The organism is Pseudomonas sp. WAC2 (genome assembly GCF_030403525.1).
Taxonomy (GTDB): domain Bacteria; phylum Pseudomonadota; class Gammaproteobacteria; order Pseudomonadales; family Pseudomonadaceae; genus Chryseomonas; species Chryseomonas luteola.
The window spans coordinates 19,855-36,079 of record NZ_JAUEPD010000011.1 but is presented as its reverse complement, the minus strand read 5'-3'; the positions used below and the strand labels follow the sequence as shown (position 1 = coordinate 36,079).

Annotated in this window: 13 protein-coding genes; 5 read left to right on the top strand and 8 right to left on the bottom strand. The window is 51.3% G+C overall.

Going from position 1 to position 16,225, the window contains the following annotated elements:
• The first annotated feature begins 163 nt into the window (after positions 1–163).
• Both QWJ10_RS20875 and QWJ10_RS20870 read left to right on the top strand, forming a co-directional pair.
• Complete coding sequence (locus tag QWJ10_RS20875; protein WP_289929556.1) at positions 164–2,623, top strand: glucan 1,4-alpha-glucosidase; 2,460 nt, start codon at positions 164–166, stop codon at positions 2,621–2,623.
• Between the two features lie 235 nt (positions 2,624–2,858).
• Complete coding sequence (locus QWJ10_RS20870) at positions 2,859–3,131, top strand: HU family DNA-binding protein (RefSeq protein ID WP_010798836.1); 273 nt, start codon at positions 2,859–2,861, stop codon at positions 3,129–3,131.
• Positions 3,132–3,185: 54 nt separating this feature from the next.
• Here QWJ10_RS20870 and QWJ10_RS20865 read toward each other — a convergent pair whose 3' ends face one another.
• From QWJ10_RS20865 to QWJ10_RS20850, 4 genes are all read right to left on the bottom strand, one after another.
• The gene (locus QWJ10_RS20865; protein ID WP_256680847.1) at positions 3,186–4,130 is read right to left on the bottom strand and encodes a DNA replication terminus site-binding protein; all 945 of its coding nucleotides are present in this window, start codon (positions 4,128–4,130) and stop codon (positions 3,186–3,188) included.
• A gap of 1,336 nt (positions 4,131–5,466) precedes the next feature.
• Entirely contained in the window at positions 5,467–6,357 is an 891-nt protein-coding gene (trfA, locus tag QWJ10_RS20860; protein ID WP_289929555.1) for a plasmid replication initiator TrfA, read from the bottom strand.
• On the bottom strand, positions 6,350–7,300 hold the full coding sequence (locus QWJ10_RS20855) for a ParB/RepB/Spo0J family partition protein (RefSeq protein WP_289929554.1): 951 nt from the start codon (positions 7,298–7,300) through the stop codon (positions 6,350–6,352). Before QWJ10_RS20855 ends, trfA begins: the two co-directional genes overlap by 8 nt.
• 9 nt (positions 7,301–7,309) lie before the next feature.
• Positions 7,310–8,101 carry an AAA family ATPase gene (locus tag QWJ10_RS20850; RefSeq protein ID WP_026004067.1) on the bottom strand — a complete coding sequence of 264 codons (792 nt, stop codon included), beginning with the start codon at positions 8,099–8,101 and terminating at the stop codon, positions 7,310–7,312.
• 1,167 nt (positions 8,102–9,268) lie between these two features.
• Here QWJ10_RS20850 and QWJ10_RS20845 point away from each other — a divergent pair.
• The 3 genes from QWJ10_RS20845 (at position 9,269) to QWJ10_RS20835 (ending at position 13,278) form a co-directional block, all read left to right on the top strand.
• Entirely contained in the window at positions 9,269–10,177 is a 909-nt protein-coding gene (locus QWJ10_RS20845) for a hydrogen peroxide-inducible genes activator (protein WP_019366699.1), read from the top strand.
• Positions 10,178–11,373: 1,196 nt separating this feature from the next.
• Entirely contained in the window at positions 11,374–12,105 is a 732-nt protein-coding gene (locus QWJ10_RS20840; RefSeq protein WP_289929553.1) for a GNAT family N-acetyltransferase, read from the top strand.
• Positions 12,106–12,168: 63 nt separating this feature from the next.
• Positions 12,169–13,278 (top strand): alpha/beta hydrolase, encoded by a 1,110-nt coding sequence (locus tag QWJ10_RS20835; RefSeq protein ID WP_289929552.1) that lies wholly within the window; start codon positions 12,169–12,171, stop codon positions 13,276–13,278.
• Positions 13,279–13,325: 47 nt separating this feature from the next.
• Here QWJ10_RS20835 and QWJ10_RS20830 read toward each other — a convergent pair whose 3' ends face one another.
• The 4 genes from QWJ10_RS20830 to QWJ10_RS20815 are packed head-to-tail and all read right to left on the bottom strand — an operon-like array spanning position 13,326 to position 16,225.
• The gene (locus tag QWJ10_RS20830) at positions 13,326–14,390 is read right to left on the bottom strand and encodes a chemotaxis response regulator protein-glutamate methylesterase (RefSeq protein WP_019366695.1); all 1,065 of its coding nucleotides are present in this window, start codon (positions 14,388–14,390) and stop codon (positions 13,326–13,328) included.
• Positions 14,387–14,908: a chemotaxis protein CheD gene (locus QWJ10_RS20825; protein ID WP_010798847.1), complete on the bottom strand. Its 522-nt coding sequence runs from the start codon at positions 14,906–14,908 to the stop codon at positions 14,387–14,389. Before QWJ10_RS20825 ends, QWJ10_RS20830 begins: the two co-directional genes overlap by 4 nt.
• A complete protein-coding gene (locus tag QWJ10_RS20820) occupies positions 14,901–15,713 on the bottom strand; it encodes a CheR family methyltransferase (protein WP_122043936.1) in 813 nt (270 codons plus the stop codon). Before QWJ10_RS20820 ends, QWJ10_RS20825 begins: the two co-directional genes overlap by 8 nt.
• 11 nt (positions 15,714–15,724) lie before the next feature.
• Positions 15,725–16,225, bottom strand: coding sequence for a chemotaxis protein CheW (locus QWJ10_RS20815; protein WP_122043935.1), 501 nt, complete (start codon positions 16,223–16,225; stop codon positions 15,725–15,727).

Sequence of the window (16,225 nt, the reverse complement as noted above, 5' to 3'; positions counted from 1 at the left end):
TGGCTGCTCTTTTTCCCCTCACTCTCAAGATGACCGGGCAGTCATATAATCCTTGTCTATAGTTGCCTAGGACTGGCGCTGCGCTTATTCGACATCCTCGCAGGGACGTCGCTCTATAGCCGCAGCGTGCTCCCCTACCTCATAAGAAAAGCAAGAAGGTCCTATGCGCATCACGTTGCTTCGAAACAGCCTGCTTACCCTATGTGTAAGCCTTTCCACTGCCGTCGCTGCCGATTCGGCTGTCGCACCCGGGGCACCGGGTGAATCGCCCTTTTGGTCGTATTCAGGCAAGACCGGCATCGGAACGTCCTATGAGCAATACCATAACGGGGCTTATTCCAGCGATGCCGCGACAGGACAGGTGTCCAGGGTGTGGTTTTCCTTAGCCAACGGCATCGTGACAGAAACCATGTTCGGCCTGATTCATGAGGCACAGCTGCGTGCAATGCAGGTAGTGGTAAAAGGGCCTGACTTTGTCGATCTTGAAGAAACCGATACGACCAGCGAAACGCATTATCTCTCTACCGATAGCAAGGGCAGACCTACGTCCCTGGCCTACCGGCTGATCAATCGCGCCAAAAACGGCCAGTATGAAATCGAAAAGCATGTATTTACCGATCCAGACTCCGACGCATTGGTCATGCGAGTCATCTTTCGCAGTACCAACCCTGCACTCGAGGCTTATCTCCATATTGACCCTGCCATAAATAACAGCGGAAGCGGTGATCATGCCTTTACAGAGCGAAACGCACTGTATGCCCAGGAACAGGAAACCACTCTGGTGGTCAAGGCTAGTCGTGATCTGGAGCTACCAACCGTGGGCTTTGCCGGAGTCTCGGATGGGCTTGAGGAGTTGCGCAAGAAAGGATCGCTTGAGTCACGCTATACCACTACCGGCAGTATACCCGGCAATGTAGCCATGATGGCCCGGATACCCCGTACGGGGGACTTGACCACCATCGATGTCGTAGTCGGATTCGGTCGTACTCGACAGGCTGCAGACCAGGCAGCCGATAGCACCTTGCAGCGTGGCTACGAACACGTGCTTGCGCACTATAACGGTGAGGGAGATGCTATAGGTTGGCAGGACTATCTGGCCTCGCTGACCAGTCTGCCAACGATGCGGCAACAGACGACAGATAACGGCAAGCTGCTCAATGTCAGTGCGATGGTGCTGAAAGCCCAGGAAGACAAGACTCATGCAGGCGCTCTAATCGCCTCGCTGTCCAACCCCTGGGGTGAAACGGTACCCGCTACCAAAGGCACTACCGGCTACAAGGCCGTCTGGCCACGGGACTTTTACCAATGTGCCATGGCTCTGCTGGCTCTGGGCGATACACAGACCTCCAGGGTAGCGTTTGAATACCTGAAAAAGGTCCAGGTCACAAAAGACACACCTCCCCTGCAGGCAGATGGCTCTGCCTATATCCATGAGCAAAAGCAAGAGAGTGCCCAGAAAAGCGCTGAGTCTGGAGCAACCGGCTGGTTTCTTCAGAAGACCCATGTCGACGGCACGATTGAATGGGTAGGTGTTCAGCTCGATCAAACCGCCATGCCGATCATGCTGGGCTACAAGCTCTGGAAAAATGGCGTGCTTTCTGACAACGACATCACCCGGTGGTATCGGGAGATGCTCAAACCGGCCGCGGACTTCCTGGCTCAAGGTGGGCAGGTCAGGCTGGGCTGGAATGACTGGACCGTAAAACCTCCACAAACACAGCAGGATCGCTGGGAGGAACAATGGGGCTACTCCCCCTCTACCACCGCGGCCGTCATTGCAGGTCTTGTAGCCGCATCGGAACTGGCCACCCGGGCAGGTGACCAGGAAGGAGCCAAATCCTACCTGGATACTGCCAGGCGCTACTCCAGTCGTATCGAATCCAGCATGTTTACACAAAAAGGTGTTTTTGGAGACGAGCGCTATTACCTGCGGATCACACAAAACGATAACCCTGACGACGGCGGGTTGCTGCTGGACAACAACAGCCGGCCAGGCCTTCCAGAAAACCAGATACTGGACGCGGGCTTTCTGGAGCTTGTCCGTTACGGTGTTCGTCCTGCCACAGACACCCACATCGTCAATAGCCTGAATGTACTGGACAATCAAGCCATTCCGGAAAACCTCAGGGTCAAGTACACCTTTACCTACCCGGGCGTTTCAGGAGAATTTCCCGGCTGGAGACGCTACGGAAATGATGGCTACGGTGAAAGTGAGACCACGGGTATCAATTATCCCGCGACTGAAGAGCCGGTCATGAACTCAGGGTTGCGTGGCCGTGTCTGGCCTATTTTCACAGGCGAGCGCGGCCATTACGCTCTGGCACTTGCAAAAGCGCAGCAGCCGGGTGGAGAAAAGATCTTATCCGAGGATCAGTTAAAGGGAATCCGTGACACCTACGTCAAGGCCATGGAGCTTTTTGCCAACCAGGGGTTCATGCTTCCCGAACAGGTATGGGACGGCGTGGGTAATAATGAGCGTCATCAATATACCAAGGGCGAGGGGACTGACAGCGCAACGCCCTTGGCATGGTCCCATGCCGAGTATGTCAAATTGGTGCGTTCGCTCAGTGATCAGCGTGTGTGGGACCGTTATCCCGTTGTCTCAGAGAAACTCCAGCCATAAGGCCGGAATACGGTATGCTGAGCGGGATACACTTCATCCTGACAGTTCCATTGAACAGAATGAAAAGGAGTTCACGCTGTTGGATGAGAAAAAGACCTTATTGGGCATCAGGTTGTCTGTTGAAGAGCCTTATCTCTTTGGCAGGCTTCCTATACCATCCGGGATGAGAGATAACGCATAATGGAAAGCAAGGCCGCGATTCCATCAAGACAACTGACTACTCTGGAGTATTTGCATGAATAAAGGGGAATTGATCGATCAAGTGGCTGCAGCAGCAGGCCTAACCAAGGCTCAAGCTCAAGCAACTGTGACCGCCATCACCGACACTATCAGCCAGGAATTGGCCAAGGGTAACGATGTTGCTCTGGTTGGTTTTGGTACCTTTACCGTCAAAGAGCGCGCCGCCCGTGAAGGCCGCAATCCTCAGACTGGCAAGACCATTAAAATCGCAGCTGCCAAAGTGCCTGGCTTCAAGCCTGGCAAAGGCCTGAAAGACGCTGTGAACTGACAGGCGTCCGACGCGGTAAGAAAAGGCCTGCTTGAAGCAGGCCTTTTTCATTTCTCAGGGCTTATACCCTGTCCGGGCCCGGTAGGTGCTTTCAAAGGATAATGGACTGACCTCCAGGCCAGGACGTGACCTCCCCCACAATTCGTCCTCATCCATATACAGACCGTATTCGGGAAGTACAGGAATTCGCTGGCTGCTCTTGTTGCTGCGCCGTAGTGCAATGCGGTTTTCGATATTGAAATCCTTTAACCCCACCACCTCTGTAGGCTGCTCACCCGCCAAAAAGAATAGGGGTAGGTTGGCGTGCAACATGGCATCGTAGCGAGAGCGATGACTGAAAAACACATTGACTCTTGGGTGAGGCGCTACCTTCTCGACCTTTACCAGCCGGGCATGATCGGCCAGATTGAAGATCACCCTCAAGGCCGCGCCTGCTGGTGTCCCTTCAATATCGCTCCCCTCACGCTGTGCCTGTAGCTGAGCCAGCTTCTCCAGCCGACGTCTCACCTCCCCCACGGGTACTCGCTTGGTCTTGCCGGTATGGCCTGCCCAGGTAAAGCTCAACAGCCGCGGTGTCGCATCAAAGGCCTGTATATGACGTGTCAGTTGTTTAAGGCTGATACTCGCTCCCAGGGCCTCTCTTACCAAACGGGTACGCGCCGTCTCAGCCAGTCCCTGCTTCAGCCTTACACGCTCAATAGCAGCCTCTACAGCCCCTTTCATTTGATTGACCTGTCGTATCGGCCCCAGCATTGATTCGCTCAGCAGAAACCAGCCTGGCAAACGCCTGACTGTTCCCGGAGCCTGATCGGCTTCCCGTTCGAACTGTTGAAGTACTGCTTGGCTGAGTTCAATGGCCTGCCTACCTCGCACGGACACGGGAGTGATCGCTTTCGGTGCAGCTTGCTCAGTGAGTGTCGGCAATGACCACACCTCACCTGAAACCACACAGGTAGACCATCGCGAATTCAAATCGGCGACAGCCTGCTTAAGATGCATATAAGCAGTTTCGATACTTTCAGGCATTTCTTTTAATACCACTCCTAATATATACCTCATATTAACATCTGTTTATCGTGGTTACTTTACCTATAATCCGGAATAAAAGCTTTTAAGGTCAATATGAGGTATCTGCAAGCTTAATCGTATAAATTCCTGTATGGAGTGGTATTATTACGAGTATAATAGGTGCAAGTGATTCCATTCCTGATAGACAAACGTGCTGAAGTCATGGCTCTTTCAAACAGTATGGATTGTCTCGACTGTGCAGGCCGAAACATGGACCTGTGTAATCAATAATCCCAGGACCGTTTATTAATATTGTCAGCTTGAGGTAGAACGCGACTTCTATAGGAGGCTCTACCCTCTCATTTCACCCACGTTCTGTCTTTTGTACAGACTTATGAGCTTCGCTCAGCACCGTAAACAAATCGCTTTACCCATAAAAATACACTTTAATGGGTTAAAAGACGGTTATTTAAGGTTAAAGAACGGTTAAGGGCTGTGGATATAACTGCTAACTTATTGATATATAAGGGTTTTATTGGGTATGCGGAAACGTCAACATGACGTTTATATACGTCAACATGAGGTATGTGCCTGTCAACATGACGTATAGATGCGTCATGTTGACGTATATCGTACCCTAAAGCCCTTCTTAACAACGTAACTCATTGATTTTTAAACACTTTTTTAATATTTAATACTTAAGTCATTATGAGGTATAGATACGTCATTATGACGTATCATATGTCATTATGAGGTATGGTTTTCCATAAGTTACTGATATTTAAGTACTTTATTCCATTGCCCAATCGGTCTGACAGACCATTTTGAGGCCATCAAACAAGGGTGAGCCCTCCTTTTTTGGCGATAACTCCCTAATTTTTAAGCGGTTTTTAACTTTTCCCTAGGCTTGCAGTACCTTCGCTCCGTTTACTTAGCTAATACAAAGGCAATGTCAAAATGAGGTATTTTTGCGTAACTCCTTGATTTTTAAGGACTTTTTATAGAATTGACGTCGAGTAAGTAGTCATTTGCTTAAAATGTCGCCACTATCTCCAGTGCATACTTGTCAAGCCATGCCCTTTCGCTGCTTAAAAGCTACCTCATCCTGACATGCAGCTTGGAAAACCTTCGGTTTCAGCAGAAAAACTACCTCATCCTGACACTTTCGCCGTCTTTTACTCTTACAAGATCCTAAAATAGGTCCTCGACCGCTATAAAACCCCTGAATTAGATGATTTAGCGGCATGAATCGGTGTTAATAGGCATACAGAATAAAACACTTAATAAAAAACGGAGCTACTAGGCTCCGTTTTTCGAGAGTTTTACGTTATTCGCTCTTTAGTAAGGGCTTGTTGTTTCGGACTACCCTTACAATATTGTCTTTGCCTATATCCCATTCCTTGAGAAAATCGATGTTCTTTAGCTCATCGAGTGCGTCCCGCAACATCTGTTTGAACTTTGCCTCTGTCTTGGCTTTGGATCCACACGATTCCCGGATGGTTTCTACCTTAATGCCATAAGGCTCGCGATGGGTACCATAGAAGCCATGTAACCACTTAGCCAGCGGACGTAGTTCCAGGCGTGACTGCCAATCGAGACGTGTTGTATACACATCGGCTGCAAAGAGAATAGCCATTTCTGGCTCAATTTCGACATGCCACGTGTCGCTCAAATCACCTTCTTCTGTTGTGTACTCAAAACGCCGCAGTAGAGAGACGCCCACCCCTTTACCCAGGCGGGTCGATTCGATACGAACAGACGTCGCTTTGAGGCGCTCCAATACATTCAGGAGCTTTTGGGTGTAGTCTTTCCCTCTCGGCCAGCGCAATTCCTTCTTCATTTCCGAAGGGCGGAAACTCACTCGGTTGCCAAGCTTCTCTGTACGAGCCATATGGACAACCTGCAGCCAGACATCCATATCGTCTTCCTGACGAAGTTCCTGGCCGGTGTAGTAAATTCTTGCGTTACCGTAACAGTGCAATTCACGCCCATTGATGAACTCGCGGGCCTGGTTTCGGTTACCAACCGTAAACAGCGCACTACGCAGCATTTCATTGGGCGCACTGCGTAAATCATCTGCCCATAAGGGCAGTTGATTGACCTTTTCCTCGATTACCTTTTCAGCGCGCTGTTGTATGCGAGTAAGTGCTGTTTCTCGGGGGGGCCTGCCTTTACGCTCCGTTTTTTCAGGAGCGGCTGGCTCTTTCTCATCACTCACGAGGTTCTGCTCCCTGTTCAGCCAGATTACTGATCAGAACTCTTAGCTCTTTGAGTTGGTCATCGCTAAATGTTTTGCGGTCCAGCTCAAATATCACTCTGTCCTTCTTGGTGGAAACGCGTGCGACCTTTCGCTCACCAATAACGATATCTTCACTGGGCGTCGAAGCCTTGGGTGCAGAGACTGATTTGGTCAGCAAGTCTTCACGAATACGTTTGGCCAGCCCAGCTTGTGCCAGTTTTCCGTTGGCCAGATCTCTAAGGGCCTTGTTCAAGGCAGACTCATAATCAAGACCTGCTGCCTGAACTTCCTTGATAACAGGTTTCAACGCATCTACTGCGTTCGCGCCCAGCATTTTGGGGTTGGCCTTGAGCATATTAAGGCTCGACTCTGGCAGAGCGCCAAAAGCCATGATGCGGTAGAGCTGAGATTTGCTGATATCCAGTTTGCGCTGCAAATCATTGACTTGAGTGAACGAGGTGCGCATTCGGGTAATAGCATGGTACTTCTCAAAGTCCGAGAGGTCCTTGCGGTGTATATTTTCGAACAGACTGCGCAGTGCGCTTTCGAAATCATCGACGACTTCTACCAGGGCATCGATATATTTCTTGCCAAGCTTTTTGTGAGCACGTAGTCGGCACTCTCCGGCAATTAGCTCATAGCGCTCACCAGCGATTCGAACGTTGATTGGACTTAACAGCCCTTCCTCTTCAATCGATAATGCCAGCTCTTCAATATATTCCTCGTCAAAAACCAGGCGAGGTTGATAGGGGTTAGCGTCAACCAGATCGACAGGAATCGAGCGCGGTACTCGATGGGACTTTAAATTCTCTACCTGCTGAACCGCCGAATGACGAGATATCTGGCTGACCAAGCCTTGAGCGAGAATGGAACCCAACTTTTGCTTGGGTGCGTTTTGTGAGGAGGTCGATTTCTTTTCCATAATATGCTCTTACGCTGCGGTCTCTTTGTCGATGTACTTGGCCAATTCCTTGTATTGCTTGGCCACCTTGTTCGTTGAGTCGAACATCCGCAGGGAGGTTTGAACGGTTGATGACTGGTTGATCTTCGTTGTTGTTCCTATCTTTACTGGAACAAGCTTTCCAAATAGGCCCATCGCTTTTTGTTCAATGTTCTGACAAACCAGTTGACGATCATCATGACGAATCAGCAATGCGCCTAAGTTGATCAATGTCGGGTTGATCCGCGTGATCTGCTGAACTCGTTTGGTCAGATCAGCGAGGCCGTACAAGCCATAAGGCGATCCTGACTCTACGGGAATCAATAAATGGGTCGCCGCGGCCAATGCATTGGAAGTCAGAAGCCTAAGGCTAGGCGGGCAATCAATGATGATGTAATCCGCTTTACCCAGTAGAGGCTGAAGCCGGTCCCGTAATACTTCATTAGGGCGAGGCTCCATGCGAAGTGCATCGTCTGCATTATCCAGAGCCATGCTTCCATAGATAAGTGCAACGCCATCGATCCTGGTTTCGTCATGAACAAAGTAGGTGAGTGGTAGTTCAGGATTCGTCAGTAATTCGGCTGTTGTATAATTTATCTCAGCAGGGTGAGACATCCCGATATGTTGACTTGCGTTAGCCTGGGGATCCATGTCTACGACACAAACCAGTTTTCCCATTTGTGCCAAGTTATCTGCCAAGTTGATACAGGTTGTCGTCTTGCCAACCCCGCCTTTGTGGTTGGCGATAGCGATTACAACCGTTTTCTTCTCTTCTTTCTGCACAGCCGATCCACTCCGGGCCATTTTCTATCCTCTTCGTTGAGGCCATGTGTTGGAGTAATCGTAACAGACAAACATACTGCTTTTAACGGTTATTTGGCTTTGGTCAGAATGTTTTAGGCCTATATCTCATTATGAGTCCCTAGTAGGGAAACTGCTGAGGTCAGGTAACGCTGGATGTCTAGAAAAGTCCCTAGTAGGGAATTAATGTCATAGGAAGCTACGACCTGCTATTTACGTTTTATTAAATTCTTTTAAAGTCTATTTATACGATAGAGCGATATGCATAATTATTAAGTCCCTACTAGGGAATCTACTAAGCGTGACTCAGCAGATGGATAATATTTCTATCGACAGGGTAACCAAATAACTTTTCAAATGAATGCTTTTTCTTGCTTAATCTTATTGAAACTCGCAAGCGGCATACCTTGTTGGACACGAGTAGGTAACCTAGGATAAATAAGGATGCGCCGAAAGACGCGCCGTAGCCGCTGTGTTAAAGCAAATATGGTTTACGGGGATCAAGGTATAAAAAAACGCCCTGCAGGCGTTCTTTTATAAGAGAAGATGAGGTAACTACACACCTCATACTGACATAGCATTAGCGAGTCCGACTGTTACGTCTAGAGTTCAGTCGCTCAGACCAGTTTCCCAGGTCTTGTAGGGAAACATTGTCATCCCAGGCGTTTAGGGAGAATCCCTTATTGGTAAGCTCTCTTCTTACTTTACATAAGTAAAGACGCAGCGCACGCCGATTGGCGTAAAACAAGGGCACCAGTCGTTCTGACCTGTATACGGTGCGACCCGATTCGTCGGATGCAGTAAAGGTCATAAAACCGAGAGTTGTTTTGGGTGTGAAATGACAGACTAGGGGCGCTAACCCTGCGCAAATCATTTCCTGAGCCTGCTCATGATGAGGCACTACCATATCGCTTACCGTCCTTGTGATATGTGAGAACCACTAGACACTTTCGATGGGGTTAAGTTCCTGCTTCTTATAAACCATAGACCAGGATCGTCAGTATTGACAGGCAGAGCAGGTCGCGGGGATTAAAGATCGGAGCATGACGTCATTGCTTGGGTCTTTCATACGGTTTTACCCAAAAGAAATCGAGCTTTCAGCCGATAAATGAATCAACAAACCTAACTGCATAAGTGTGTAGATCCAAGATGACTCTGACAGAACTGCGCTATATCGTAACGCTTGCCCAAGAACAGCATTTTGGCCGTGCCGCTGAACGCTGCCACGTCAGCCAGCCAACGCTGTCAGTAGGCGTCAAGAAGCTTGAAGACGAGCTTGGTATTCTGATTTTTGAGCGCAGCAAAACCAATGTTCGCCTTACACCTACCGGCGAAAGCATTATTGTTCAGGCGCAAAAAGTCCTGGAGCAGGCGCAAGGTATTCGTGATCTTGCCAAGGCCGGTAAAAATCAACTGAGTGCACCACTTAAAGTGGGTGCTATTTATACGGTAGGCCCGTATCTCTACCCTCATTTGATTCCGCAGCTGAATCGTGTTGCTCCTGAAATGCCTCTCTATATAGAGGAAAACTTTACACCGGTTTTGCGTGACAAGCTGAGAACAGGCGAGCTGGATGCAATCATCGTTGCGTTGCCTTTTAGCGAAGCGGATGTACTGACCAAGCCGCTTTACGATGAGCCGTTCTATGTGATGATGCCGGCGAAGCACCCCTGGACGGAGCTTAAAACCATCGAAAATGCAAAGCTGGACGAGATGAGCCTCCTGCTGTTAGGGGAGGGGCATTGTTTCCGAGATCAGGTGTTGGAAGCGTGCCCAACGATCAAGAAGCCAGGTGTGGAGTCCAAGCATACCCAGGTCGAGTCCTCATCTCTTGAGACGATTCGTCATATGGTTGCCTCGGGCTTGGGCGTGTCGGTGCTTCCTCTCTCTGCCTTGGAAAGCCACCATTACGCACCAGGAATGATCGAGATTCGACCATTCAGCGCTCCCGTGCCTTTTAGAACGATTGCAATTGCATGGCGTGCAAGTTTTCCACGTCCCCAGGCCATTGATGTGCTTGCTGATTCTATCCGGCTATGCTCGGTTAATCGGGACTAACAACGACGCTCGCGCAGCCTGTTTCTCCCACAGGCTACCGCTATTTCACCCTGTTGGAGCCTGGGGTCTTGCTCATAAACGCTACCTGCTAATTCTTATAAACAGACCTTTTACGTTTGTCTGATCAAGCGGTGGGGTCGTAAATTCTACTAATTTAGGTGGCTGAGCTAGGTCTTGCCCAAACGAACCGTGCAGCCAATAAAAAGATTGAGGCGGCTTGTATCAAGTGTTGAAATTAACCCGAAGTATTAGGCCCTCCTTGGTGTTGCCTAAAAGGGAGAGTTATCCGTGATACTTAACGGTATGGCGGATAGGGTATAGCCATGATGTAGCGGCGGACATCAAGCGGGGCACTAAGTGGAATGGCCCATGCTCCACCACAAGACTGTTTTTACCTTTAAGACGCCGCGATTAAATACGGCCGGAAACAAACAGGCCGATCTCTTTACCGGCTATTTATTCGCTTGGTAGCCCCATTTTTGTTGACATCGCATGCTTAGGTCAGAATGGCGTATCAGCCTTCTTTTATAGATTTGTATAAATAACCACTTTAGAGAAGCAGGTTAAAAGACATGCGACTCTTATGCTGTAGATGGACCAAATCCGTTCATATTCAAAAAGATAACGGTGTTCTGACCCTAAAAAGCGAGAGGTAAAGTGATTTGTCTGGATGTGTTTCACTTTTCTAGGTGTCAGGATGAGGTATCGCCTGAATGAAAAAAGCCGTGCTCAGGCTGTTTCAGAAAAATTACTGCATTTTCAATTTCTTTACTCAAGGCAGTAAAGACGTGGGCTCTGGTCAGCGTATGGCCAAACCGGACGTGTTGTACATTACAGAAATGAGCCTGTGATACCACCTGAATGACCGATGTCAGGATGAGGTATAAAGGATAACGCTAGATGGAGTGCGGTTATCTAGCCCTTTCTAGTTGGATCTAGATAACCTAGACGTTGACCCTCAGCTCATCTGACTTAATCTGTACTCTTGGCCCAGGGCACGGTACATAGTGATTTCCTGGCATATGCGTTCTGTGATCTGCTCAGGTGACAGCGAGACAGGAGACATTAGCATTTGGCTTTGAAACGTACTGAGCTCATGAGCACTTTATAGAAATGCCATGCTTTCAATGGCGGGACGGATAGGGCGGAGGAGGACCTTGCGCGGCTCATGCTTAAGGAGCAGCCAGGAGCAATTCATGACTGATATCTTTACGCTGGAAGCCTGTGCCTTTAATGCCTGGCCTGCACAAAAGACGGTCTTTCACGAGGGGTGGGTGCTGCGTCTGGCAGGCGGCTATACCAAGCGCGCTAATTCGGCCAATGCCTGGCAGCCAACGGCCTCGTTCGATAGCGTACGGTCCTATATCGAGTCGCTGTACCGCCGGCAGGGTTTGCCTGTCATCTTTCGATTGACGCCTCTGGCAGGTGATGAGCCAGACAGGCAGCTCGAAACGGCGGGTTATGAGCGGGTCGACCCTACCGAGGTGATGACGCTGGGCTTAGGTAATCTAAAAGAGAGCCAGGGTACGGTCACGCTTGAATCCTTGCGTACACAGGCCTGGGGCAACGGCTTTGCTTTGCTCAGCGGCCTGGATGCGCCCTGTCGCCAACACCATGATACCTTGCTGGACGCTATCGTCTGGCCTGTGGTCTACGCGACGGTTTACAGAGAAGGGCAGCCTGTTGGCTATGGCCTAGCAGTGGCGGAAGGTGACTGGGTGGGCCTGTTTGATCTGGTGGTAGCGCCAGCCTGGCGTGGGCGTGGTCTCGGGCGTCAGCTGGTTAGCGCACTGTTGGCGTGGGGAAAGCGCCAAGGTGCCCGACAGGCATACCTGCAGGTAACAGACTCAAACACCTCTGCAATAGGCCTTTACCACTCGCTCGGCTTTGAGCGTCGCTATGGCTATCACTACCGTGTTTTGATGTGAAATGGCAACGTTCCTGAACCTGTGTGGTCGCTTTTAACATGACATCACACAACAGGAAACCCTATGCGTTTACAACCTTCCCGACTTAAGAACGGCATTCTTCTCATGGCTGCGGTGGGCATGGGCGTGTCGCTGGCGGCCTGCAGCAACCGGTCGCCGGACAAGCGGCCCTTGTCCGAACTGGCGATAAGCGGGGCTAAAAGCTCGGTACGTAATGATGCGGACATGCAAAAAGTACTGAATCAGTACGCCCGCTTCGATCCGAAAGCCATCGAGAAGATCACTCCGACTGAGGCGCGTCAGCAGCCAACCATTGCAGACGCGGTAAAGGCGGTGCTTGACAAGGAAGGGCGCGACAGTGCGCCTGAAGCGCTGGTACCGGGGGTCAAAAGTGTGGATACCAGCGTATCTGGCGCCGCAGGTACGTTACCGGCTCGCGTGTATATTCCTGAAGGCAAGGGGCCTTTTCCAGTCATCCTGTACTTTCACGGTGGCGGCTGGGTGTATGCGGATCGCAATGTTTATGACGCTGGTGCACGTGGGCTCGCGAAGCAGGCCAATGCTATCGTTGTTTCGGTCGACTACCGTCTTGCGCCCGAGCATAAATTCCCGGCTGCCCATGATGATGCCATCGCAGCCTACCGTTGGGTGATCCAGAATGCCGGCTCGCTGGGCGGTGATCCCAAGCGCCTGGCACTGGCCGGCGAAAGCGCCGGTGGTAATTTGGCTGTTGCAACGGCCATTGCCGCAAAGAAGGCCGGCCTGACGGCGCCCAAGCATATTCTGTCGGTTTACCCGGTGGCCCAGACCAACACCCACACCGAATCCTATGACAAGTACGCCGATGCGATGCCGCTCAATCGACCCATGATGCTGTGGTTCGTGGCCCAGGCTACAAAGTCTCCGGTCGACCTGAACGACCCACGTATCGACTTGGTCCATGCCGACCTGAAAGGCTTGCCGCCAGTCACAATTATCAATGCCGAGGTGGATCCGTTGCGGGATGACGGCGCCCAGTTAGAGGCTGCCCTGCGCAATGCGGGCGTAGCGGTGGATCGCCAGTTATATTCAGGGGTTACGCACGAGTTCTTTGGTACGGCAGCGGTCGTTGAGAAAGCCAGACAGGCTCAGCAGTATGCAGGCGAGCAGTTGAAGGCGGACCTTACGCGTTAATTGAAATCCTACGGACAGGCGCCTTGCTGTGCTTGTCCGTAGAGTGCCTAGCGGGCCATGTTCAAAATAGCTGCCGGAATCTGGTCCAAAGGCAGTTCACGCTCTACAGCGCCTAACTTGAAAGCCTCCTTGGGCATTCCATAGACTACACAGCTCTGCTCATCCTGGCCCAGTGTCTTGGCGCCTGCTTCACGCATTTCCCTGAGGCCTCGTGCCCCGTCGTCTCCCATACCGGTCATGATGATGCCCAATGCATTCTTGCCGGCGCAGCGCGCCGTTGAACGGAACAGGACATCAACAGAAGGGCGGTGACGGCTTACTGGCGGCCCGTCGACGATCTCTACCTGATACTGCGCGCCATTGCGCTTGAGCAGCATGTGCCGGCCGCCGGGTGCGATCAAGGCGCGACCGGGAATGACGCGATCACCATGCTGGGCCTCGCGTACTTCGATTTGACAGAGTCCGTTCAGGCGTTCGGCAAAGGCGGCGGTAAAGCGCTCGGGCATATGCTGAACGATAACAATGCCCGGACACACCCGGGGAAGGGCAGTCAGGACCACTTCCAGCGCCTGCGTACCGCCAGTAGAGGTGCCAATACTGATTACTGTATCGGTCGTGCGGGTCATCGCTTGGCCCGGCGGCAGGATGACATCTGCGCTGAGTTTAGGCGGCGGGCTGGCCGGTGGCGCGGACGTTGCGATACGGCGAACGTTGGCGCGGGCCGCTGCCTTGACCGCGGAAATCAACTCCTGGCTACTTTCTACCAGAAACTGTCGGAGTCCAGCCTGTGGCTTGGTGACAAAGCTGACCGCGCCGGATGAGAGAGCCTGCATGGTGGTCGCGGCACCTTTTTCCGTCAGCGTCGAGCAGATCACAACCGGAGTAGGGCGCTCGGCCATGATCTTCTTGAGAAAGGTAATGCCGTCCATGCGGGGCATTTCCACATCAAGGACGATGACATCCGGCCATTGCTTATTCATCTTGTCCATGGCGAAAAGCGGATCAGCCGCCACGCCAATCACTTCGATGGCACTGTCGGCAGATAGCGTCGTGGATAACACCTGACGCACCACGGCGGAGTCGTCGACGATCAGTACTTTAATGCTAGTCATAGGCGATCTCTTTGCCGTGGTGGAGCCTGTACAGGAGGCGATTGCTCAAGCTTGACCTCCCCATCCCAAATGGAAAAGCTAAGGCGTCGATGACCGATACCCTCCACATGGCTGGCGCTACAAACAAGTCCGTGTGCCTGTAGAAGGCGCTTAGCCGCCTTGACGTTCTGCAAGCCGATGTGGTCCTTTTCATTACGTGCAATTCCCGGAAACATGTTGCCGCCACCGAAGACACGCAAGGTAAACTCCGATGGTTGTGTACCTGACATCTGGATAGCCTGGAGCAGTAGCGCCAGCGCCTCGTCACCGTAGTGACCATCGAGTCGGTCCGATACCTTGTGCCCCTTGCTGCGAGTAGGCAATAAGTAATGGCACATCCCGCCCAGCTGGCGCTGGGGATGCCAGAACACCAGCGCCACACAGGAGCCTAGCAACGTTCGGATGCGTGTATCAGCACCCCCGAAATGCAGCTCCCCAGGCTTAAGATAAACATCTTTAATCTTGGTTGGCTCAGGCATGAGGCTTCTGATAGATAGAGGGTCTAACCATCTTGAGCGCTTCAGTGATGCCATTGAGGCTTTCTGAATGGCTTACCATGAAATAACCTCCTGGACGTAAATGGTTTACAAGACGTTGGACCACCTGGCGCTTGGTGTCGTTGTCAAAGTAAATCATTACATTTCGCAAGAAGATCACTTCAAACTGACCAACATCAGGCAGGGTAGTATTGAGATTGATCTGTCGAAAGGTAATACGTGCCGTCAGATTTGGATCAATCAGGAATGTCCCTTCATTTTGACCAATACCCTTGAAGCAGTGTTTGTGCAGTAACGCCTTTGGAATACCTTCGGCATCTTCCAAGGGGTACTGGCCCCGACGCGCTTTTTCCAGCACCCGGGTACTGATATCAGATGCAACGATTTCCCACGGGCGGGTGCCGAGCGTATCAGCCAGGGTCAACGCCAGGGTATAGGGTTCCTCACCGGTCGAACACGCTCCACTCCAGATACGAACGGACGCGCGGTCACGTATCTCTGGTAGTACAACGGTACGGAGGAACTCAAAATGCTTGGGCTCACGGAAAAAATAGGTTTCATTGGTGGTGAGTAAGTCAACCGCTGTTTGAAACTCGCTCCGATCGCGCATCAGGACGTCAAAGTAGGCTCCATAACTGGGAAGGCCCCGCTGACGAACCCGCTTGGCCAGCCGTCCGCTGACCAGGGGCTTTTTGGAGTCTGCCATGCTGATCCCAGCAGCATCGTAAATCATTCCACGAAACTTGCGGAAATCGCTGTCTGAAAGAGCAAGGTTATCCATCGTCATGGCATTTACCGTCAGTTCTGGCTGGCCAGGTAATCAATATCCTCAGCATTGAGGACTTGGTCGATATTGAGCAGGATTACAAAACCATTTTCGCGCTTGGCCATGCCGAGAATGAAGTCGGTACGGACATGGGTGCCAAAGCGCGGCGCTGGTTCAATGGCATCGGCACTGATTTCCAGTACTTCGTTAACGGCATCTACCACGATGCCAAAGATCTGATGTCGGCCTCCGACACTTAGCTCCAGCATCACAATGCAACTGCGCCGGTTGACCTCGGTAGGCGCACCACCAAAGTGCACCCCAAGATCGAAAACAGGTACTGCTGCACCACGCAGATTAATTACGCCGCGAATGCTACGAGGCATCATGGGCATGGCCGTAATCGGGCCATACTCGATAATTTCACGTACACACGTCGTGCTGACCGCAAACATCTCTGCATTCAATGAGAAGGTCAGGTATTGCTGTGGCTGCTCGATAGCAGCCACGCGGTTAGCCTTTAGAAGACTCAT

Bases quoted from the DNA above. Each gene is read 5' to 3' on its own strand.
- QWJ10_RS20875 (WP_289929556.1), top strand. From the start codon at position 164: ATGCGCATCACGTTGCTTCGAAACAGCCTGCTTACCCTATGTGTAAGC.
- QWJ10_RS20870 (WP_010798836.1), top strand. From the start codon at position 2,859: ATGAATAAAGGGGAATTGATCGATCAAGTGGCTGCAGCAGCAGGCCTA.
- QWJ10_RS20865 (WP_256680847.1), bottom strand. From the start codon at position 4,130: ATGCATCTTAAGCAGGCTGTCGCCGATTTGAATTCGCGATGGTCTACC.
- QWJ10_RS20855 (WP_289929554.1), bottom strand. From the start codon at position 7,300: ATGGAAAAGAAATCGACCTCCTCACAAAACGCACCCAAGCAAAAGTTG.
- QWJ10_RS20845 (WP_019366699.1), top strand. From the start codon at position 9,269: ATGACTCTGACAGAACTGCGCTATATCGTAACGCTTGCCCAAGAACAG.
- QWJ10_RS20840 (WP_289929553.1), top strand. From the start codon at position 11,374: ATGACTGATATCTTTACGCTGGAAGCCTGTGCCTTTAATGCCTGGCCT.
- QWJ10_RS20835 (WP_289929552.1), top strand. From the start codon at position 12,169: ATGCGTTTACAACCTTCCCGACTTAAGAACGGCATTCTTCTCATGGCT.
- QWJ10_RS20830 (WP_019366695.1), bottom strand. From the start codon at position 14,390: ATGACTAGCATTAAAGTACTGATCGTCGACGACTCCGCCGTGGTGCGT.
- QWJ10_RS20825 (WP_010798847.1), bottom strand. From the start codon at position 14,908: ATGCCTGAGCCAACCAAGATTAAAGATGTTTATCTTAAGCCTGGGGAG.
- QWJ10_RS20820 (WP_122043936.1), bottom strand. From the start codon at position 15,713: ATGACGATGGATAACCTTGCTCTTTCAGACAGCGATTTCCGCAAGTTT.
- QWJ10_RS20815 (WP_122043935.1), bottom strand. From the start codon at position 16,225: ATGAGTCTTCTAAAGGCTAACCGCGTGGCTGCTATCGAGCAGCCACAG.